Origin of the sequence: Enterococcus sp. HMSC076E04 (genome assembly GCF_001814285.1) — a bacterium.
GTDB classification, from domain to species: domain Bacteria; phylum Bacillota; class Bacilli; order Lactobacillales; family Enterococcaceae; genus Enterococcus_B; species Enterococcus_B lactis.
This window is the reverse complement of record NZ_KV815613.1, coordinates 86,156-107,539: the sequence shown is the minus strand read 5'-3', so window position 1 is coordinate 107,539 and position 21,384 is coordinate 86,156. Positions and strand designations below refer to the sequence as shown.

The window sequence follows — 21,384 nt, the reverse complement described above, 5'->3', positions numbered from 1 at the left end:
ATGGAAAAAGGTACAACAATCAGTATCAGTCTGCATACAGCTGATCGGATCATCGATCTGAAAGTCCCAAGCCAAGTCACTGTGGCACGACTGAAAACAATTTTACAAGAGTCGTTTCCAATCATTCATATCCGACTTCCCGAAAATTTTGAATTGGCTCTTTTGAATAAACCCATCCATTTGAGAAATGAGGCCATCTTAGCTGATTATTCTTTAGGCAATGGCGATCAGTTACAAGTGATCGAAAGACAAAAAAACAGGGAGGAAAACCCACTGTGAGAGAAATACAGAACATCGACCAAACCATTGGATTTATGAATGAAACTAACGCTGTAGAGGTGACTCTGCAGGCCAATCAGTATAGGCTGGACAAACTGACACAGTATCAGCACTTTTTAGCACCTGGTATCCGAATGCTGTCAGGAGAGATTATAGAAGCAACAGAAGAAAAGCTGGTTATTCGCTATAAAAAAGAATCGGCTACCTTGCCGCTTGAGCAAGTCGTCAAAAAGGAAGAGCTCTTCCAACGTTTGCTGCTGGCACAAAAAATCCATTTCTTAACGGATTTTCTACACCGTCCAGCTCAGCCTTTCCTCCATCCTGCTAATCTATTCGTTCGTGGAGAAGAACTAGTTATCGGGCACCGAGGATTTATGGAAACGATCGTCCCTTATATCAATGAAGAAGATGATTTTATCAAGCAATATCGGGCATTGGTCCTTTATATCTTGCATCCTAGATTAAACTATGAACTGCTGATCGAAGGCAGCGGTACGCTGAAAGATGCCTTTACAAAAAAAATAAACGAAGCAGATACGATCGAAATCATCGATCAGTTGCTAGCAACGGAGATTCTGAAGCAAAAGCAAAAACGAGCCAAAGAAACACAAGTGGTCAGTAAAAGAAATCATCAGATTTTTAAGTGGAGCAGCTTGGTATTGGGGATATCGACAATCGGATTTGCTGTTGCGACAGGGATCTATGCTCTGGATAAACTCCCGGCACAAGAGCGTATCAGTTCCGCTGAGACACAATATATCGCCAATGATTACGCTGGTGTTTTGAATACGTTGAAAGAAGACGAACCTGAAAAACTGCCCACTGGTGCTAAATATGTTGCCGCAGTCAGTGCCGTACAACTGGACAATTTGTCCAATGAACAAAAGGCAGCTATTTTAAATAACTTGTCCCTTAAATCGAGCGACAACACATTGCTTTACTGGATCTATGCTGGAAAAGGGAACTTCGATAAGGCACTGGATGTCGCTAAGAATCTTGGTGACAATCAATATATCTTACACGCTTATACCAAGTTATACGATGCAACAAAGACCAACAACAAGATGAAAGGTGAGAAAAAACAAGAATTGCTCACAAAGTATGAAGAAGAGATCAATAAATACATGAAGTTGTTAGGAGGAGAAGATGGAAATGAAGCCAACTGATCGGTTCGTCCCATTAAGTGATCAAATCCGGACATCTGTAAAGATCCTCTTTGATATTTTTTATTTTGGTGAAACGTTCGTCCATGAACAACTCACCGAGAAACAGCGTCAAGTCGTGCTTAACGGTCAAAGCTTCACTTATGAAGACCAGAAGTTATTGTGTGACGGAAAACCAATCAAGTCAGATGAACACTTGCTGATTTTAAGACATGAAGAGCTGGAAACTGTTTTTACGAATAAACCCAAAAAAGATTTTCTGATCTCCGGAGCGAAAAAATCGGCAGTTTTTTTAGAAACAGATGCATTGATCTCAATTCCTATCGATCCTAAAACCAAAGAATATCAGCTGAAGATCTATCCGAGTAAGGAACGTGTTTACTACAACGATCAGCTTATACAAGAAGGTACATTTTCGTTTGGCGTAGGAGATCGGTTGATGGTCGATCGTTTAGTGATCGAAGTCCGGGAAAAGCAGCTGCGTTTCACCAGTCTGGGCACAAACTATCAGCTGGATCCATGGAAACTGGTAGAAGAAACGTTTCTTCCCGAATATCCGGATGATTTCCCATTTTTTAGAAGAAGCCCGCGTATCCATTTGAAAGAACCAGCGAATGAAATCGAGATCCTTGCACCGAAACCAAAAGAAACAGAAGGCAGGAATGACTTATTGAAAACAATCGTACCACCACTTGGTATGGTCGTTTTAAGCGGTGCCACAAGTTTTCTTAGCGGAGGAAACCCGATCATGATGCTGAGCATGGGTGGTGCGAGTCTATTGACAGCTGGTTTTTCAGTTTCCAGTTATCTGACCAATAAAAAAGAAACGAAACGAACAAACGAGGAACGGGAAACCACCTACCGCCAGTATATGCTTCAAAAAAAATCAGAACTGAACAAGCTGCAACAAAAACAAAAAGAAGCGTTAGCGTATATGAATCCTTCTATAGATGATTTGGCTGTGATGGCTAAAGAATATCATGCGCGGATCTATGAGCGTATGAGCCGCAATGAAGATTTTTTGAATATTCGAGTGGGCACAGGAGAAATCATCTCCAGTTTCAAGACGAACTACCAGCCAGCAGAAGAAGATGATTTGAGCAAAGAAGCAGAAGAACAGCTCGTCTGGCCTTATAAACAGTTGGACGAAGCGCCAATCGTCGTTCCGCTAAAGGATCAGACGCTAGGATTAGCAGGACCATCTGCTGTACTGCGAACCGCCGTCCAAACCATCCTTTTCCAATTATCGGTTCTTCATTCGTACCGAGATGTCGAATTCATCACATTGGTTCCGGAAGCGGATTATCAAAAGGAGTGGAGTGCCTGGCGCTGGCTGCCCCATACGAAGATCCGACATTTGAATCTTCGGGGAATCGTCCATCACGCACAGTCACGGGACATGGTCCTGAATTCCTTTTATCAAATGCTGACAAAGCGACGCCAGCAAGTCAAAGAAGCCGGAAATGAAACAGTTGTTTTTCAGCCGCATTACATTTTTTCGATCCTTGATGAAAGCTGGCTTTCAGGTCATGGATTGAATGAATTTCTGGCTGAAGACATGAGTCTTTACGGTGTGACAGTCATTTGGGGAAAAGAAGCTTTGAACATGCTGCCGGAGACAACGACAACGCTCATCGAATATCAAAGTAGTGAATCTGCTACCCTGATCAATCAAAACAGCGAATACATCAATCAGACCTTCTTGCCAAACCATCTGCCAACTAGCTATCCACTGGAGCAAGCCATCCAGCGTTTAGCGAACCTGCAGCACGTGGAAGTGGAGAAGAATGCGGTGCCGGAAAGTCTTAGTTTATTAGATCAATACGAAGTGAAAAAAATAGAAGAACTTTCTATTCGGACTCGCTGGTTGAAAGCTGAACCAAACAAATCAATTCGTTCTTTGATTGGCTGGAGAGGAAAATCGGAGTTTTTGACCACCTATTTGCTAGGTTTGGCGATTAATTTTTCTCCAGAGGATATCGGAATGCTGATTATTGACTGGAAAGGTGGAGGAATTGCAAATACATTAGAAAAATTACCTCATTTCATGGGGGCAATTACTAATCTAGATGGTGCAGGGACGGCTCGTGCATTGGCAAGTATCAAAGCAGAACTGAACAAAAGACAAAGAGAGTTTGCTAAATATGGAGTAAACAATATCAATGGATACATGAGTTTATATAAACAACGTCTAAACCCTAATCCAGCTATCACTTATCCTAGTAAACCATTACCACATTTGATTTTAGTTTCAGATGAATTTGCTGAATTAAAAGCAAATGTTCCTGAATTCTTAGAAGAATTGACCTCAGTAGCACGAATCGGCCGATCGCTAGGAGTCCATTTGATTCTAGCCACACAAAAGCCATCTGGTGTGGTAAATGACCAGATTGAAGCAAATAGTACAAGTAAAATCGCACTTAAAATGGCTAGTGTCCAAGATTCGAATGAATTACTAAAAACCCCAGATGCTGCTCAAATCATAAATCCTGGTCGTGGTTATCTTAAAGTTGGCGAAAATGAAGTATATGAATTATTCCAAAGCGGTTATGCCGGTGTTTCATATGATCCAGACAAAATAATCGAAGAGAATGTGGACGAACGGATTTTTATGATCAATGATTTAGGGCAATCAGAGGTGCTCTATGATCCTGGTGAGGAAGTGATTCAAGGAAAAGATACTAGCGAATTACCAACGCAACTAGAGGCAGTGATTGACAAGATCGATCAAATTTTTCAACAGTCGGATTATATCCTCCCCGAGAAGCCTTGGTTACCCAATCTGGAAGACCAGATCGTGACGCCGTCTGTGAAAGAAACGAAAGAAAGAAAAATGGATATCCCGCTTGGAGTAGTAGACATACCGTCCAAACAAACACAAGAGATCTATAATTATGATTTGGTAAAAGCTAGCCACACTGCTATATTTGCAAGTCCGGGGTACGGAAAATCAACAATATTGCAAACGATTACGATGAATCTTTCACGTCAGAACACGCCGGAACAGATTCACTTTCATTTATTGGACTTTGGGAATAATGGTCTATTGCCATTAAAAAATTTGCCTCACACAGCAGACATTGTCACTTTGGAGGAAGACGAAAAGCTGCAAAAAATGTTGGATAGGATTTCTCTTGTATTAACAGAAAGAAAACAGTTATTCAAAGAATGCGGCGTAGCAAATCTTGAACAATATGAAACGAAAAGGCAAATAACATTACCAATCGTTGTTACAGTTCTTGATAGTTATGATGGTCTAAGCACGGATGATACGCGTAAGGAAAAAATCGATGGACTACTCCTGCAGCTACTTCGTGATGGTGCGAGTTTAGGATGCTATCTTATTTTTACTGCTAATCGAGTAGGTAGCCTTCGTATGAATATGCTGAGTAATATTTCTACCAAAATAGCTCTATATTTGAATGATGAAACGGAAATCACCAGCTTAGTAGGTCGTGCAAGCCTTGTTCCTCAAGCAATTAATGGGCGTGGCCAAGTTGCACGTGGGTTGAAAGCTGCCGCACGATTGATAGAAGAGGAGTTTTTCGAAACAATCAAAGAAAAACGTTATGCAAGCTATAAATCAGGTGTGGGAGAACGGATCGTCATGGATCAGGAAGATCTTGAATCACTGACAGAGTATGCTTTAGTACATGACCAAATAAAGAATGAGTCAAGTCACTTAGAATGGATCAAGTCGCGTTTGAACGATTACCTAGTATAGAAAGGAATTCTTTATGATAAATAACCCGATTTTAACTGGATTCCATCCAGATCCTAGTGTTTGTCGTGTTGGGAAAGATTATTATATCGCTGTTTCTACTTTTGAATGGTTCCCAGGTGTCATGATCTATCATTCAAAGGATTTAAAACATTGGCACTTGGTAAGTACGCCTGTCAACCGAACAAGTCAGCTGAATATGTTAGGGAACCCGGATTCTGGAGGTGTCTGGGCTCCTGCTTTGAGTTATCACGATGGGAAATTCTGGCTGATCTATTCCGATGTCAAAGAATTGAGTGGTAGTTGGAAAGACGTGAACAATTATTTGATTACATGTGATACCATCGACGGAAAATGGACAGATCCAATCTATTTGAATAGCTCAGGATTCGATCCTTCCTTGTTCCATGAGGAAGATGGGAAAAAGTACTTGGTCAATATGGTTTGGGATTATCGTCCTACTCGTCATTCTTTCTATGGAATCGCCCTTCAAGAATATTCACCAGAAGAAAGAAAATTGATTGGTCCATCAAAGATCATCTTTAAAGGGACGAATCGAAAATTGACAGAAGCACCTCATCTTTATAAAATCAACGGCTATTACTATTTGCTGACTGCAGAAGGTGGCACGAAGTATGAGCATGCGGCAACCATTGCCCGATCAAAGAAAATCGAGGGTCCGTACGAAATCCATCCAGAGAATCCGTTGATTACTTCTTGGTCATATCCCGAACTGCCTTTGCAAAAAGCAGGTCATGGGTCGTTCGTTCAGACACATACAGATGAATGGTATTTTGTCCATTTGACAGCTAGACCACTAAAATACAAAGAAACACCGCTTTTAGAAAACAGAGGGTATTGCCCCTTAGGAAGGGAAACTGCGATCCAGAAAATAGAGTGGAAAGGGGGATGGCCGTATATAACTGGAGAGAATTTTCCAAAAAATAGAGTGGAAAGCCCGTCCATACCAGAACAGATGTGGGAAAAAACACCTATCAAAGAATCATTCGATCAAGAACAGCTCCCTCTGCATTTTCAAACATTAAGGATTCCCTTTACTGAAGAAATCGGTAGTTTGACTGAGCGGAAAGGTTATTTGAGACTGTTTGGTCGAGAATCATTCCATTCGCTGTTCACCAAATCTTTAGTTGCTAGACGATGGCAGCATTTTTCATTTGAAGCCGTGACGAAAGTAGAATGTTCACCTGAGAATTTTATGCAACTAGCAGGAATGACGAATTATTACAATACTAAGAACTGGTCAAGCATCCATCTCACACATGATGAAGAGAAGGGAAGGGTCATCGCTCTTTTAGATTGTGTCAATGGACAATTATGTGAACCAGTCGGAATCATCCCCACACCTGATAATGTAAGCGCTGTATATTTAAAAACTATTGTTTCTTATGAGACATATCGTTATTCTTATTCATTCGACGGGAAAGTATGGATAGACGTTGGTTATACTTTTGATAGCTTAAAACTTTCCGATGATTATACTGCTGAAACCCAAGAAGGATTTTTCACGGGAGCATTTGTCGGTATGTTTGCCATCGATACTTCCGGCACAAGGCTGGCTGCAGATTTTGATTTCTTTTCGTATGAAGAAAAAGGAGGGAAGCCATGAAACAATGGAAGAAGCTGAGTGTCACTTTATTAGGAGTCAGTCTGATAGGCGTACTAACTGCTTGCGGAACGAGCTCTGAACGTTCTTCAGAAGACAATTTAGAATTGACTGTGTGGACGTTCACAGACGAACTTTCGACGATGATCAATGAATATTATTTGCCAGCTCATGAATCTTTGGATTACGAGATAAAGATCGTAGAGATCCCTTCTGATCAATTTGAGACTAAATTAGATCCAGTGTTAGGAACAAGAAATACGCCTGATGTCATTGCCTTAGAATCTGCGTTCGTAAAGAAATATGTCGAATCGGGATTGATGGCTGATCTAGGAGAATACGGTCTGGAAGAAGCGGCAAGTGATACCTACTTATATGTCAAGGATGTCGGAACTAGCAGAGAAGGGACTTTACATGCTTTAGCTTGGCAAGCAGCGCCTGGCGGATTTTATTGTCGTGCTTCTCTAGCAGAATCACTTTTAGGGATTACAGATGCAGACCAGATGCAAGAGCAAATAGCTGATTACGAGAAATTTTACGAAGTGGCAAAAGAAGTCAAAGAAAACAGTGGTGGGACTGTCCAGATGATCTCCAGTGTCCAAGACTTAGCAAAACCATTTTTTGGTATGCGGGAATCAGGATGGGTGGAAGATGAAAAGCTAATCATCGATGATAAACTTCATGAATTAATGGATATTTCACGGCGATTTGTTGAAGAAGATTTGACGAAAGATACAGAAGGTCAATCAGAAGCATGGTTTGCTGGAATGAATGGCGAGACAGACTTTGGATATAGTCTGCCTACATGGGGATTACATTATTGGTTGAAACAAAATGCTACTTCGGCAGACGGCTCTAGAACAACAGAAGGGGATTGGCGGATGATCCAAGGACCTTCTTCTTGGTTTTGGGGTGGTACATGGATCGGTGCCACGGACACCTCAGAAATGAAAGAAGAAGCGGCAGCGCTGATCCAATATCTAACTACTGACCCAGAATTTTTGGAACAATGGGCAAAAGATACGGGAGACTTTGTATCGAATGAACGGGTAGTAGAAGCAATCAAATCGTCTTACCAGGAAGACTTTCTGGGCGGGCAAAACCATTATGATGAATTTTCTGAAATAGTCCAATCAATCAATGCAAAAATTCTGACTGAATATGATCAAACAATCGAAACGTTGTTTATCGACCATTGCTTGACACCTTATTCTAAAGGAGAGACGGACAAAGAATCGGCTATCCAAAATTTCAAAGATGCCGTAGCGAATGCTTATCCTGATTTAGAAATCGATTAGCTGGGACAGTTGTCTAAAAGGTACAAGAAAGGAGATTCGAGTGAAAAAAGCTAGATTTGAGCGCTACAATCGTTATGGTTTATTATTCATTGCCCCATTTTTCTTAGCATTTCTAGTATTTCAGCTTTATCCAATCTTCTATACTATTTTTTTAAGCTTCACAGATTTGAAAGGATGGAATACAGAAGCCTCGATCGTCGGTTTCGAAAACTATGTCAATCTTTTGAACAATACATTGTTCCTTCAATCAATCAGAAACACGTTGATTCTTTGGGGTGTGAATTTTGTCCCTCAGATTACGTTGGCGCTCCTTTTGGCTGCTTGGTTTACAAATCTCAAATTGAAGTTGAAGGGGACAGGTTTCTTTAAAATCATTTTCTATTTGCCAAACATTATTACAGCAGCGTCTGTAGCCGTTCTATTTTTTGCATTGTTCAGCTTTCCGATGGGGCCGATGAATTTGGTCCTGACTCATTTAGGCGTGTTGGAGCGACCGTTTGATTTTTTCCGAAGTGTGGCAAGTACACGCTTGATTGTCTCTTTTATTCAGTTTTGGATGTGGTATGGGCAGACAACGATTGTACTTGTTTCAGGGATATTAAGTATCGATCAGTCACTTTTCGAATCTGCCATGGTTGATGGCGCAAGTGATGCTCAGATTTTTCGAAAGATCACGTTGCCGTTATTGAAACCTATCATGCTGTATACTTTAGTGACGTCATTGATCGGGGGTCTGCAGATGTTCGATATCCCGTTTTTATTGACTAACGGAAATCCTGACAATAGTGTCAACACGATCACGATGTTCATCTACAAACAAGCATTTACTGGTAGTCGGAATTTTCAGATTGCTGCGACAGCTTCAGTCATTTTGTTAGGGATGTCGATTCTTTTGAGTACATTGCTTTTCCGGTTTTTCCAAGAAAAGAGCAAAGTGAGGGGAAGAAATGGATAAACACTATCGGTTGCAACGTCTGCTGATTTATGGATTCATGTTGTTACTTACGTTTTTGAGTATTTTTCCCTTTTGGGTCGTTCTGGTGAATTCCACACGTTCAGCAGAGCAAATACAACAAGGGCTATCCTTACTTCCGGGAACACAGTTAGCAGCGAATTGGCATGTTTTGAGGAATAAAGGATTCGATGTGTTCAACGGATTCCAAAATAGTTTGGTGATCTCAGCTGGTGCTACGTTATTGAATGTCTATTTCTCTGCCTTAACTGCGTATGGATTGATTGCTTATCGCTTCAAAGGAAAAAGACTTGCTTTTGCCGTTATTCTTGGTTTGATCATGATTCCTCAGCAGATCAGCATGATTGGTTTTTATCAATTTATGAATCGGTTGGATTTGCTGAATAGCTATATTCCATTGATCTTTCCAGCGATTGCATCGCCTACGACTGTCTTCTTTTTGAAACAATATCTGGAGACTGTTTATCATTCCGATTTGGCAGATTCAGCGCGTTTAGATGGTGCAGGAGAGCTGAAGATTTTCCATAAAGTGATGCTTCCTTTGATGAAACCGGGATTAGCGACGATGGCTATATTTTCATTCGTGACTACTTGGAACAATTTTTTGATGCCGCTGATCTTGATCAACGATACTGACAAATTTACCTTGCCGATGTTGATCCAGCTGTTAAAAACCGATGTCTATCGTACAGAATTCGGCAGTATGTATCTAGGGATTTCTCTCAGTATCGCACCGCTTCTGCTGATTTATCTGTTTTTATCGAAGTACATTATAGGTGGCGTGACTGCAGGTGGGATCAAAGAATAGGAAAAACAGACATTGTCAGCAGTCGTTTTTGATAGGATAATAAAAACAAGGCAGGTGGTCAAATGTATATTTTAGGTATTGATCTAGGAACTAGTTCATTGAAGGGATTAGTAATGGATAGGAATGGGACGATCCAGGGTGCGGCGAGCGAAGACTATCCGTTGCTACAACCAGAAGCTGGATTTAGTGAACAAGATCCTAAAGACTGGATCCAAGCTTGTGGTCAAGTGATCGAAGAATTAGCTGAAAAAGTGCCTGATTTTACTCAAAGAATAGAAGGAATCAGTTTTTCTGGTCAAATGCACAGTTTAGTCGTACTAGATGAAGCGAACCAACCGTTAAGAAATGCGATTTTATGGAATGATGTGCGTACAACCAAAGAATGTGAAGAAATAATGGAAAACTTTGGTGATCGATTACTTGAGATTACCAATAATCGCGCATTAGAAGGTTTTACGTTGCCTAAAATGCTATGGCTTCAAGAAAATGAGCCGGAATTATGGGCAAATGTTCGTCATGTTTTATTGCCGAAAGATTACCTTGGGTTTTGGCTGACAGGAAACCAGCAGATGGATTATTCAGATGCTGCAGGTACGTTATTACTTGATATGGAAAGAAAAACATGGTCTGAGGAGCTCTTACAGACTTTCCATATCTCTCCTAAAATATTGCCTCCGCTTGTATCTTCTACTAATTGCATTGGATCGGTACGCAAAGAACTAGCAGAACAATTTGGTTTCCACAAAGAAGTAAAGGTATTTGCTGGCGGAGCAGACAATGCATGTGCTGCTTTAGGTGCTGGGATCATCCAAGATGGCGCAGCTATGGTTAGTATTGGAACCTCAGGAGTATTTTTGTCTTATGAGAAAAATAACCAAAAGTCTTATGAAGGCAAACTCCATTTATTCCATCATGCAATAAATGATGCTTATTATTCTATGGGAGTGACATTAGCTGCGGGACACAGTCTCAATTGGTTCAAAAAGACTTTTGCCAAAGGACTTTCTTTTGAAGAACTGCTGCAAGGAATCGAAAAGATCGAGCCAGGTTCAAATGGATTATTGTTTACACCCTATCTTTCAGGGGAACGAACACCGTACGCCGATAGTCAGATACGGGGGAGTTTCATTGGTATGGATACTCGACATACACTTAGCCATTTTACCCGAGCAGTGTTGGAAGGAATCACCTTTTCATTGAAAGATTCGCAACAGTTGATGGAAGAACTAGCGGGTCGCAGATTTACACGTATTGTTTCGGTGGGAGGAGGCGCAAAAAATCTTGCATGGCTACAAATCCAAGCAGATATTTTCGATGCAACGATCTATGGTTTAAGTGTGGAGGAAGGACCTGCATTAGGCGCAACAATGATTGCTGCACTAGGATTAGGATGGTTCGATACGCCTGAAAGCTGTTGTCAGACTTTTATCCAATATACAGATGCAGTGGAACCTCTCTCACAAAATGTAGAAAAGTATCGCAAAATCTATCAACAATACCGAAAAATCTATCCAGCAACGAAGGAAATCTGTCATAACTTATAAATTATAAAACAGAAGGGCTGTGACAAAACTTTTGTCACAGTCTCTTCTTATTTCTTGAATCTGACCACTTCTGTCACAATCTTTTCCATCTTCTTTACTTCAACCTTGGTTCAATTCTTTTCATCTCAGCAATCAATGCTTTTCTGCGCGGATATTTTTCTCGAAGTTCTTTGGTCAACAATTTAGCTGTCACAAGTCCGTTTGGCAAGCTAGCCATTTTTTCTATTTGGTTGCCAAGTTTTTGGTATTCCAATTTTGTCGCAAAATTAGCTACGTTTTGGCGTAATTCAAATTCATATTTTTGTAATAACTGTTTAGGACAATAGTTTTTCAAGATATCAAAGTACCGATCGATCATGATCAATCTGTCTGTACTTTTTACATAATCCCACAATAAATCATAACAACCTTCTGCTGCATAAAAACGATCCACATTTTTATGATATTTAAGAGCTGAAAACAGTTCATTACGTATGATCGGCCATGTTTCAGGTGGACATGCGTTTTTTAGTTTTTCCAATGTAGGGAAGTGGATACTGTCAGATGCTAATAAACGTTTTTTCAAATTGTCTATTTTACTTGTATCATCCGCATTTTTTAAAGTAGAGCCAGTTGTTTTTTTGAGGGATTCAGACTGCTTGTCCGCGTGTGTTTGTCCTTTTTTGTGGGGCTCGCCTTTTTTTACAGATTCTTTTCGTTTTTTGGCTATTTTTTTCTTTTGGCTAGAAAACTCTTTTTCCTGAAATTCTTCTTTCAGGATTTTTATGGAGTAGCTTTTTGAATAAGAGGCGTCAGTATGATCGACTTGGTAGACGAACCAAGAGAACATTTGTCTTTTTTCTGCACGGGGTGCTTCTGCTAATAATTCTTTCCATAAATAATAACAGTCCTCTATCAGAAGAAGTGATCGTTCGTCCGCAGGCTCCAAATAGCATGTTTCAAGAGTAGCAATCACTTCATTGATCAATTCGAATGCGGGAAGATAGGCATTTTGCTGTATAAGCGACTCAACAGCTTCTTGAATGAACGTTCGCATCTCCATGATGAACTTCGCTGTTTTCCTGTTTTTGTTTTTTCCGATAGGATGATCGTATTTGTGGATGATTGTTGCTAATTTATCTGTGTAGTTTACTGCATGGAGCGGGATCTTCTCTTTGAAGCGTTCGATAAATTGCGGATGTTCTATAAGAATCTCTGTTAAAAGTTCCCGTACAAGAGAGGAACTAGCGGAAGAAACAAAGGAAGAGAGTTCGGAAAGCGAGTAGTTGGATTTTTTTATTGGACGTTCTTCGTAAGCGAATAAGACAGCAGCCATGTGCTTGCAGTTTTTTCCTTCTATGGCATATAGACAATCGCAAGTCATATTCGTCTTTTCATCCCATGTGATCACTACCTTATAATCTTCCGTGCCAGAAACTGTTGCGGTCAAGTGTTTACTCGTATAGTTCAAATGACTGACAAATCCGTGCAGATGATAGCTGTACCCGCGTTCCAAAATGTTTTCAGGAAAAAGCTCAAGCCAATTATTCATATAGTTCTCCTTTCATGAAACATTTGTTTATATTTAGTATAAAGAATCGTCAAAGAAAAAAGTAGCTGATTTTACCATATCTGTGAAGCAACTTTTTCTCGAATTGTCAAAAATTAATTCTGCGTTCCTTTTCTTAGAGAATGGGAGAAAAAGTAAAAAAATAGCGTATTTTAAAGATGGAACTTTTTGTTTTTTTATTTATCTGGCAAAAATGAAGGAATTTTGTTGGAAATAAATAATGGTTTCAATCAATAAAAGAGGTATGATGTAACGCAAAGAAAGATTCAAGCAGCGTTCGTATCAACAGTCCGAATAGCTACTTGCTTTGTACAGTAGATAGTAAGCGGTTTAACGAAGGGGATAAAAGCTATTTTTCCTGCTTTGTTAACTTAGAATGTGTCTTCCCCAAAATTCATTTTTTCTAAAGGTAAAACATAAGTAGGCAGATACTACCAATTATCCGTTACAAAACGCTGCTTGAGAATTTTCTTTAAATCCATACAAATTTTTCTATACCCGACTAAATTGGTTCCTGATTCATCAAGTAATTGACTTTCTTTGATAATATGATGAAAAGGCAAGCAAGGAGGAAGATAAATATGCTTAAAGATCTGAACCAATTGATTGATTACATCGAAGAACATTTGACAGAAAGTCTTACCTATAAAAAAATAGCCGAAAATACAGGAATCTCTGAATATCAGTTAAAGCGCATCTTTACGTTTATTGCAGGGATGTCTCTGATGGACTATATCAAAAACCGTAGATTGGCTTTGGCTAATCGCGATCTTCTAGGTGGGGAAAAAGTAACAGAAACGGCGTTTAGATATGGATATGAAACAGTCGAGGGTTTTTCAAGAGCTTTTCGTGATTGGTCAGGTTATCTGCCTTCAGAAATCAGCAGATATGGCATACAAAAATCTTTTCCACGCTTGACATTTTTTATTGATGTCAGAGGAGGAAAATCGATGGAATTTCGTATCGAAAAGAAAGAACAGTTTTATGTGGCAGGTGTGGCGAAAAAAGTCCCTGTCCAATTTGAAGGAGTTAATCAAGAAATACAAAAGTTAGCGCAGACGATCACGGAGACTCAAAGGGAAGAGATGCATAAGTTAGGAGATTTATATCCACATCAAGTAATCAACGTTTCTTATGGATTTGATGGAGACCGCTTGGAAGAAAAGGGTAGTTTGATGCACATGATCGGCTTTGCTACGACAAAAGAAAATCCGTACGCTGATTTAGAAATGTTTGCTATAGAAGAACACACTTGGGCCATTTTTCCTAATAAAGGACCATTTCCCCAAACTTTACAAGACACTTGGGGGAAAATCTATGCAGAATGGCTTCCTTCTTCAGATTATGAGTTAGTTGAAGCTCCCGAGATCTCTTTTACAAAATGGGGAGAGGACTTCAGTCATGTTTACAGTGAAATTTGGATTGCAGTGAAAGCAAAAAAATAGTTAAAAAATGAAAGTATCCCTACAAGAAGAGCGTAATCGTGTCATTTCTCTTTAATTTTATGTAAGATGAACTTAACATAATAGAAAGGGTGGGAGAAATGGCAAAGTATAAGATTGAAGAAAAACCAGAGTTTGCAGTGACAGGTATTGGTGTGGAATTGAAAAGTAGCAATACAGATTTTGTCGGTTTGGCAGCAGAGAAGCAAGCCTTTGAGCAAAAAGTCATCAGTGACGGAACAATAGACACCTTGAAACAAGCTGCTGAAAATCATTATTTCTTTACAGTCAACGAACCCTATGACGGGAAAATGATGTACTATGTCGGTGTTCAAACGAGTCAGGATATTCCTAACACTACGAGAATCATCCCATTTCCAAAAGGAACCTATCTCATTGTAAGCGCTTCTGCTGAGTCGTCTGAAGAGTTGAGAAATGATTTGACGAATACGGCCTTTGGACATGTTTTAAGAGAAGTAGAAGATTACGCCTATGTTGGGGGACCGAATGCTGTCGTTGAAATGGGTGTTGCCGATGGGAAATACATTGGAGAAATCTGGATACCGGTAGTCAACAAACCATGATAATATAGAGGTCGTGAAAGTAGCGTTTTGACCTGAGCATTAGAGAGGAAAATGAGGCATGACAAGGCTTTTGTCTCCCGGAGAATAAAAGAATTTATGTAGACGATTCCGATCAGAAAAATGCAGGCCCAGTAGAGAGAATTATAAAAATCTCTCTACGAGGCCTGTGTTTTCTGGTCTTTTTTCTTTTTCCAAAACGGCTATTTTATGTATCAGACTATCAAGTGTGATCTTAGCCATTTCTTCTTCTGCTTTTTTCTGCAGTCGAGCGTAGCTTTCTTCTAAAGCTTCCTGGATATTTGCACCAACGACGCAATTTGGGTTTGTTTTTGGATCGACTTGGATAAGCTGTGTATTACCTTCAATGCTGCGGTAGACATCTAGTAAAGAAATCTGATCTGGTCTTTTGGCAAGGGAAGGTTGCGGTTTTCCGGTTTTTGTAAGGATCAAGCCGGATTTTTTGAGCTGACTCATGATTTTACGTACATTTGCTGCATTTGTTTCGATACTGTTGGCAATCATCTCACTAGAAAGCAATCGGGTATCTTGAAACATTTCAATATAGGCAAGTACATGGATTGCATCACTAAATTGCAGAGAATACTTCATCAGTTGTCATCCTTTCATTTTTTTTGCTTGACTTATCTTACCACACTCTTTATGATAAAGGTGTAATTTATAAATGTACAGCTATAAATCTTAACAAATAAAAAGAATAAGGAGTGGGAAAGATGCATTATTTAGTAACAGGAGCAACTGGAGGTTTTGGTGGTTATGCGCTAGAATTCTTAAAAAAGATGGTTCCACAAAATGAAATCTATGCACTAGTACGTAGTGAAGAAAAAGGAGAAGCACTGAAAGAAGCTGGATTTAACATACGTATTGGTGATTATGATGATTTAGATTCAATGAAAGAAGCGTTGAAAGGAATAGATCGATTGCTTTTTGTCTCTGGCGTTCCAGGAAATCGCCAAGCTGAACATGAGAATGTAGTGAAAGCAGCGCAAGCAGCCGGGGTATCTTATATCGCTTATACAAGTTTTGCAGATGCCGATCACTCAATCAGTGTATTAGCGCCAGATCACCAATTCACTGAAAAAACGATTAAGGATTCAGGTATTCCCCATACATTTTTACGGAACAATTGGTATGTAGAGAATGAATTACCTATCATTGGGCAAGCTTTAAAAACTGGTCAATTCGTTTATGCTGCAGGAAATGGAAAAACAGGTTGGGCATTGAAACGGGAATATGCAGAAGCCGCAGCAAAAGTACTAGTAGAGAATGACTCCCCAGAAATCTTAGAATTATCCGGCCATCTAACTGACTATGAAGAATTAGCCAAGGCATTAGAGCGTGCGACAGGTAAAGAGTTAGAAATTATTGAAGCAAGTGATGCAGCGTTTGTCGAAAATCTAAAAGAAGCCGGATTCCCTCAAGAAGCAGCTGACATGTTTTTAGCGATCCAACATGATATCAAAAAGGGTCAGTTAGCTGTTTCTTCTGATGATTTAGAAAAAGTTTTGGAAAAACCATTAGTCTCTCTTGAAGCAGCATTGAAAGAAATATTGGATCAGGAATAATGGATGATATAAAGAGGTTGTGAAAAAGCCGCTTAGTTTTGAGTATGAAGAAAAATTTTATGAAAATGGCTTTCCACATTTTTGCATAAATTTGACTTCATGCCGATAAACTGGTTTTTGAACACCGTTTACCAGAGGTTGTAAAAAAGCTGTTCTGCATCAAGTAATAAGAAGAGTCAAATAAAAAATAGCTCTTCATATGTTTCGTTTGGCTGGACTTATTACCGCGGAGTTGGCAGGAGAACGCCGTTTTTATTCGAAAAAAGCAGCTGAGACAAGATTTTTGTCTCAGCTGCTTTTGTTTATCGATAAAAAAGTCTGGGGAAGACGATGGATCAGGCTTTGTTGGAAACAGAGCCGATTTTATCATTTGCTTTTACATCACGTGCGGGTTTAATTTCTAGGTTTTGGACTTTGTCGCCATTTGTGAATACAACGACCATATCCGTGTTTTTGCCTGCAGATTGAATAGCAGCAAGATCAACTAAAGCAATCAATTGACCTCTTGCGACTTTTTGACCTTCTTCTACATATAAAGTGAATGGTTCGCCTTTTAAGTCAACAGTGTTGATTCCCATATGAAGCAAGACTTCGATACCAGAATCAGTTTGGATACCAACGGCATGTTTCGTTGGGAAAATGTTTGTGATCGTACCAGCGATTGGAGAGAAGATTTCTCCATTTTCTGGTAATACAGCATAGCCGTCACCCATCATTTTTTCTGCGAATACATCATCTGAAACTTCAGTGATTGGAATCAGTTTCCCATTTGCGATAGCGTAAATATCTTGTTCGATCGTTCCACCGGCAAATGTTTCTGTTTTAACCACAGTGTTTGTTTGTGCAGGTCGTGCTGCAGCACCACCATGCAGTTTTGCCATCTCATCTGCAACGAATTGTACTTCTGTACCTACGATGACTTGCGCATTTTTCCCATCAATGATTTTCATTCCAGGTACGCCAGTGGCTTTGATTTTGTTTTGATCGATCAGGCCTGTATCTTTGACTTGCAAACGAAGACGTGTAGTACAGTTGTCGATTGAAGTTACATTGTCAGCTCCGCCTAATGCAGCGTAGATTTTGTTTGCTTGTGCCGCATATTTATTGTCTGAATTAGTCGTTGCAGTATCGTCATCTGAAAGATCTGCTTCCTCGCGGCCAGGAGTCATCAGATGGAATTTTTTGATAGCAAAGTTAAAACCAAAGTAGTAAATCACTGCTGTTACTAACCCTTGGACGATCAACATCAAAGGCTGATTCGCAATCGGATTTTTCAAAGATAGGAAGTAATCGACAAATCCGGCACTAAAGGCAAATCCTGCTGTCCAATGGAAGAATGCACTCACTGCTAAAGAAATCCCAGTGAAAATGGCATGCAAGACATATAATGGCCAAGCAACGAACATAAATGAGAATTCAAGTGGTTCTGTTACACCAGTAAAGAATGAAGCAAAAGCTGCTGCTAACATCAATGAAGCTGTTTTTGCTTTGTTTTCTGGACGTGCATTTCTGTAAATAGCATATGCTCCTGCTGGAAGCCCGAACATCATGATTGGGAAAAATCCAGCTTGATACATTCCTGTTACGCCTTTTGTTCCTTCAGAAGCCAAGAATTTACCGATATCATTGATTCCAGCTACGTCAAACCAGAACACGGAGTTCATTGCTTGATGCAATCCTGTAGGGATCAGTAAACGGTTGAAGAAGCCATAAAGACCTGCACCAACCCATCCTAAACTCAAAATGAATTTAGCAAAAGAAACTAAAGCAGAGTAAACCGGAGGCCATACGAGCAGTAGCACTGCACTGATCAGCAGCATGACGAAGGCAGCTAAGATTGGCACTAAACGCTTGCCGCTAAAGAAAGATAAAGCCATCGGTAATTTTGCTTCGTGGAAACGATTATAAAGAGCTGCCGCAATCAATCCGGCAATAATACCAATAAATACGTTACTGATCTGAGCAAAAGATGGATCAACTGATTCTGGTTTGATATTCAATAAAGTGGCTACTGAATCAGTTTTTAAAACGTTTACGGGAACTTCAAATGCAACCAAACCTGCCAAGGCAGCAGCACCTGATTTGTCCACTGACATCCCTAGTGCTAACCCAACAGCAAACAGCAAAGGCAATTGACCTAAAACTGCGTTACCTCCAGCTTGTAAAAAATGAGCGACAATGTCGTTACTATAAGATGCCCACCAGTTTCCGATCCCTACTAGCAAAGCAGCAGCAGGTAAGACCGCAACTGGGAGTTGAAGGGAACGTCCCATTCGTTGTAGATATGCTTTCAATTTTTTTCCTCCTCATGATTGTTAACATTTGTTTGTACGATTGCGCTTCTTAAACGCTCGATATGGATGGCCAAGTAACCCAGTTCTTCTTTCGTGATCGCGAGCTGGTATTCTTTGGTCAGCAACACACGGATTTTTTTAGAAATCTTATAGCTTTCTGGGTATTTTCGTTTGACCATTTCTACGATTTCCGTATCCAAGACAGCATATTGTTGCGCATGGGTTCGTTGTAGAAGCAGTCGTAAATGATTCACCAGTCTTGAATAATTCAGTGAAAATGGTTCTGAATGGATATCTGTTTCCAATTCTGATTCCACTAAATGGATGATATCAGATACAATCGTCACTTCACGGATACTGCGATGGTTATTATTTCGACCGCTTCGACCGCTGTGGATATGGATTGCGATATATCCTGCTTCGTCATAAGTGTATGGAATCCCAAGCTCTTTTGTCAGATATTCTACTGCCCATTGAGCAATACTGGATTCATCACTGTAAAGCACTTCGATTTCTCTCAAAAGCTTGTTGCGGATGACGATACCGTTATTGATATTCTCCGCAGAAAAAGCAATGTGGTCGGTCAAAGCGATCAACACATGTTCATTCAGTTTCTCCATCAAGACAGTTTCCGCATGATCGATGATTGTTTCTGCTGCAAACAAAAAGCGTTCATCGATCTGATTGAGTAGATTTTGCAATTTGATTTGTCCTTCTGGCTCCATGACGAATATCCGCTCAATATCACGATCAAAGATCAAATCATTTCTTTTTCTGTCAAATCCAATTCCTTTTCCAATAGCTACTTTTTCCTGCCCACCGTCATCTACCAATACTGCATTTTGATTAAAGATCTTTTTGATTTTCATGCGCGCACCCTTTTTGAAGATTTGGTTTTCATGTCTGCTAGACCAGTTGATTGCGGCCAAACAAAAATAGACACGAAAAACCTCCTAGGAAACCATGTTCCTCAGAGATTTTTCATGCCTAGTATGATCTAGTCACATGAAACGAATTATTGTTAACGTAATCATTTTATATAGACAGTTATGTTTTGTCAATTCTTTTTTTATAATTATAGTAATTTAATGGAATATATGAGGATCATTGAGAGCACAAAATAAAGAAACGTATGTTATTTAATTATGAGCATTGACTTACTTTTACTTTTTTAGTTACACTGTTATTTAGGTAAAGTTTCATATTTAAAGGAGAAAAAGAATGAAAGCAAGAAATTTATTATTTAGCGTTATTCTTTTAGGAAATCTAGCAGTTGCCAACACAACCGTGCTAGCTGAAGAAACGACAGGAACAGTCACAGCTCAGACAACGAGTTCTTCAGAAATAGGAATTGAAAACGATACAGAAAGTACGTTGCAGTCAGCTACTGTCTCCGAAAATACGGTTTCAACTGAAGAATCAACAACAGGGACAACAGAACAACCGCAAACGGAAAAAAGCACATCAGCAGAAGCTCAGAAAAATCCAGAGAATGCGGAAGAAATCACGAACCAATTGACAGATGGACAAACATTGACACATACCCATCAAGCAGATTTGTCTGAATTCGAAAACTATACTGGCTACGCTTTTTCTGCCCGCTCATCTGCTAATTCTCGACAAGCATTCATTGATAGTATTGCATCCACTGCACAAAGTTTGGCAAGTGCCAATGACTTATACGCATCAGTCATGATTGCACAAGCAATCGTTGAAAGCGGCTGGGGGAACAGTGCCTTGGCTTCTGCTCCTAATTACAATCTATTTGGAATCAAAGGAAGCTATAATGGTCAATCTGTTACGATGCCTACTTCGGAATATGTCAATGGACAATGGATTACGGTAAATGCTGCTTTTAGAAAATATCCTTCGTACAAAGAATCATTACAAGATAATGTGACGGTATTGAAGACGACTTCTTTCCAGCCGGGCGTGTATTACTATTCTGGTGCATGGAAAAGCAATACGAACTCTTACAAGGATGCTACAGCTTGGTTGACCGGTCGTTATGCCACTGCGCCTAATTATGGTGCTACACTAAACAATGTAATCGAGACTTACAATCTGACGCAGTATGATACAGCACCAACTTCAACTTCTCCAATGTATCGTTTATATAATCGTCATACAGGAGAGCATTTGTATACATTGAATGCCGGCGAAAAAAATTATCTGCCAACTGTAGGCTGGGAATATGAAGGAATTGCTTGGCAAGCACCAAACAGTGGACAGCCTGTCTACCGTTTATACAATCCTTACAGCGGAGACCATCATTACACAATGGCGCAATCTGAGATCAACTCCTTAACAAAAATCGGTTGGCGCTATGAAGGTCTAAGTTTTTACTCTGGTGGTTCCAAGCCAATCTATCGACTATTCAATCCAAATGAAAAAACTGGTACCCATCACTATACCTTAAGTGCGAAAGAAAGAGATTGGCTAACGCCAATGGGCTGGAGATATGAAGGAATAGGATTTTATGGTTATTAAAAAGAGGTTGTGACAGAAGTGGTCAGCTTCAA

General features: G+C 39.8%; 15 protein-coding genes and 1 pseudogene. 12 read left to right on the top strand and 4 right to left on the bottom strand.

The window, feature by feature from the left end; all coding sequences use genetic code 11:
• From HMPREF2961_RS09705 to xylB, 8 genes are all read left to right on the top strand, one after another.
• Complete coding sequence (locus HMPREF2961_RS09705; protein ID WP_002320467.1) at positions 1-279, top strand: EsaB/YukD family protein; 279 nt, start codon at positions 1-3, stop codon at positions 277-279.
• Positions 276-1,445, top strand: a complete 1,170-nt coding sequence (gene essB / locus HMPREF2961_RS09700; RefSeq protein WP_070704667.1) for a type VII secretion protein EssB — start codon at positions 276-278, stop codon at positions 1,443-1,445. The genes HMPREF2961_RS09705 and essB overlap by 4 nt, the downstream gene beginning before the upstream one ends.
• Positions 1,426-5,166: an FtsK/SpoIIIE domain-containing protein gene (locus HMPREF2961_RS09695; protein WP_002315851.1), complete on the top strand. Its 3,741-nt coding sequence runs from the start codon at positions 1,426-1,428 to the stop codon at positions 5,164-5,166. The genes essB and HMPREF2961_RS09695 overlap by 20 nt, the downstream gene beginning before the upstream one ends.
• Positions 5,167-5,179: 13 nt before the next feature.
• Positions 5,180-6,790 carry a glycoside hydrolase family 43 protein gene (locus HMPREF2961_RS09690; protein ID WP_070704665.1) on the top strand — a complete coding sequence of 537 codons (1,611 nt, stop codon included), beginning with the start codon at positions 5,180-5,182 and terminating at the stop codon, positions 6,788-6,790.
• Positions 6,787-8,085 (top strand): ABC transporter substrate-binding protein, encoded by a 1,299-nt coding sequence (locus HMPREF2961_RS09685; RefSeq protein WP_070704662.1) that lies wholly within the window; start codon positions 6,787-6,789, stop codon positions 8,083-8,085. The genes HMPREF2961_RS09690 and HMPREF2961_RS09685 overlap by 4 nt, the downstream gene beginning before the upstream one ends.
• Positions 8,086-8,125: 40 nt before the next feature.
• Positions 8,126-9,040 (top strand): carbohydrate ABC transporter permease, encoded by a 915-nt coding sequence (locus HMPREF2961_RS09680; RefSeq protein WP_002315854.1) that lies wholly within the window; start codon positions 8,126-8,128, stop codon positions 9,038-9,040.
• The gene (locus HMPREF2961_RS09675) at positions 9,033-9,866 is read left to right on the top strand and encodes a carbohydrate ABC transporter permease (protein WP_002315855.1); all 834 of its coding nucleotides are present in this window, start codon (positions 9,033-9,035) and stop codon (positions 9,864-9,866) included. Before HMPREF2961_RS09680 ends, HMPREF2961_RS09675 begins: the two co-directional genes overlap by 8 nt.
• 62 nt (positions 9,867-9,928) lie before the next feature.
• Positions 9,929-11,410, top strand: coding sequence for a xylulokinase (gene xylB / locus HMPREF2961_RS09670; RefSeq protein ID WP_070704659.1), 1,482 nt, complete (start codon positions 9,929-9,931; stop codon positions 11,408-11,410).
• A 688-nt stretch (positions 11,411-12,098) separates the two neighbouring features.
• Here xylB and HMPREF2961_RS15790 read toward each other — a convergent pair.
• Positions 12,099-12,941: pseudogene (locus HMPREF2961_RS15790) on the bottom strand (SWIM zinc finger domain-containing protein); the annotation flags it as partial.
• Positions 12,942-13,540: 599 nt separating this feature from the next.
• On the opposite strand from HMPREF2961_RS15790, the gene HMPREF2961_RS09660 reads away from it, so the two are divergent.
• Together HMPREF2961_RS09660 and HMPREF2961_RS09655 are read left to right on the top strand one after the other, a co-directional pair.
• On the top strand, positions 13,541-14,404 hold the full coding sequence (locus tag HMPREF2961_RS09660) for an AraC family transcriptional regulator (RefSeq protein ID WP_002315858.1): 864 nt from the start codon (positions 13,541-13,543) through the stop codon (positions 14,402-14,404).
• Between the two features lie 98 nt (positions 14,405-14,502).
• Positions 14,503-14,985 carry a GyrI-like domain-containing protein gene (locus HMPREF2961_RS09655; RefSeq protein ID WP_002315859.1) on the top strand — a complete coding sequence of 161 codons (483 nt, stop codon included), beginning with the start codon at positions 14,503-14,505 and terminating at the stop codon, positions 14,983-14,985.
• Positions 14,986-15,126: 141 nt separating this feature from the next.
• On the opposite strand, the gene HMPREF2961_RS09650 is transcribed toward HMPREF2961_RS09655, so the two are convergent.
• Complete coding sequence (locus HMPREF2961_RS09650) at positions 15,127-15,594, bottom strand: Rrf2 family transcriptional regulator (protein ID WP_002315860.1); 468 nt, start codon at positions 15,592-15,594, stop codon at positions 15,127-15,129.
• Positions 15,595-15,716: 122 nt separating this feature from the next.
• On the opposite strand from HMPREF2961_RS09650, the gene HMPREF2961_RS09645 reads away from it, so the two are divergent.
• Entirely contained in the window at positions 15,717-16,568 is an 852-nt protein-coding gene (locus HMPREF2961_RS09645; protein WP_002315861.1) for an SDR family oxidoreductase, read from the top strand.
• Positions 16,569-16,903: 335 nt separating this feature from the next.
• Here the strand turns inward: HMPREF2961_RS09645 and nagE are convergent, their stop codons facing one another.
• On the bottom strand, positions 16,904-18,862 hold the full coding sequence (nagE, locus tag HMPREF2961_RS09640) for an N-acetylglucosamine-specific PTS transporter subunit IIBC (RefSeq protein ID WP_002315862.1): 1,959 nt from the start codon (positions 18,860-18,862) through the stop codon (positions 16,904-16,906).
• Positions 18,859-19,731, bottom strand: coding sequence for a PRD domain-containing protein (locus tag HMPREF2961_RS09635; RefSeq protein WP_070704696.1), 873 nt, complete (start codon positions 19,729-19,731; stop codon positions 18,859-18,861). Before HMPREF2961_RS09635 ends, nagE begins: the two co-directional genes overlap by 4 nt.
• A gap of 352 nt (positions 19,732-20,083) precedes the next feature.
• On the opposite strand from HMPREF2961_RS09635, the gene HMPREF2961_RS09630 reads away from it, so the two are divergent.
• On the top strand, positions 20,084-21,352 hold the full coding sequence (locus tag HMPREF2961_RS09630; protein ID WP_070704656.1) for a glycoside hydrolase family 73 protein: 1,269 nt from the start codon (positions 20,084-20,086) through the stop codon (positions 21,350-21,352).
• Positions 21,353-21,384 lie beyond the last annotated feature (32 nt).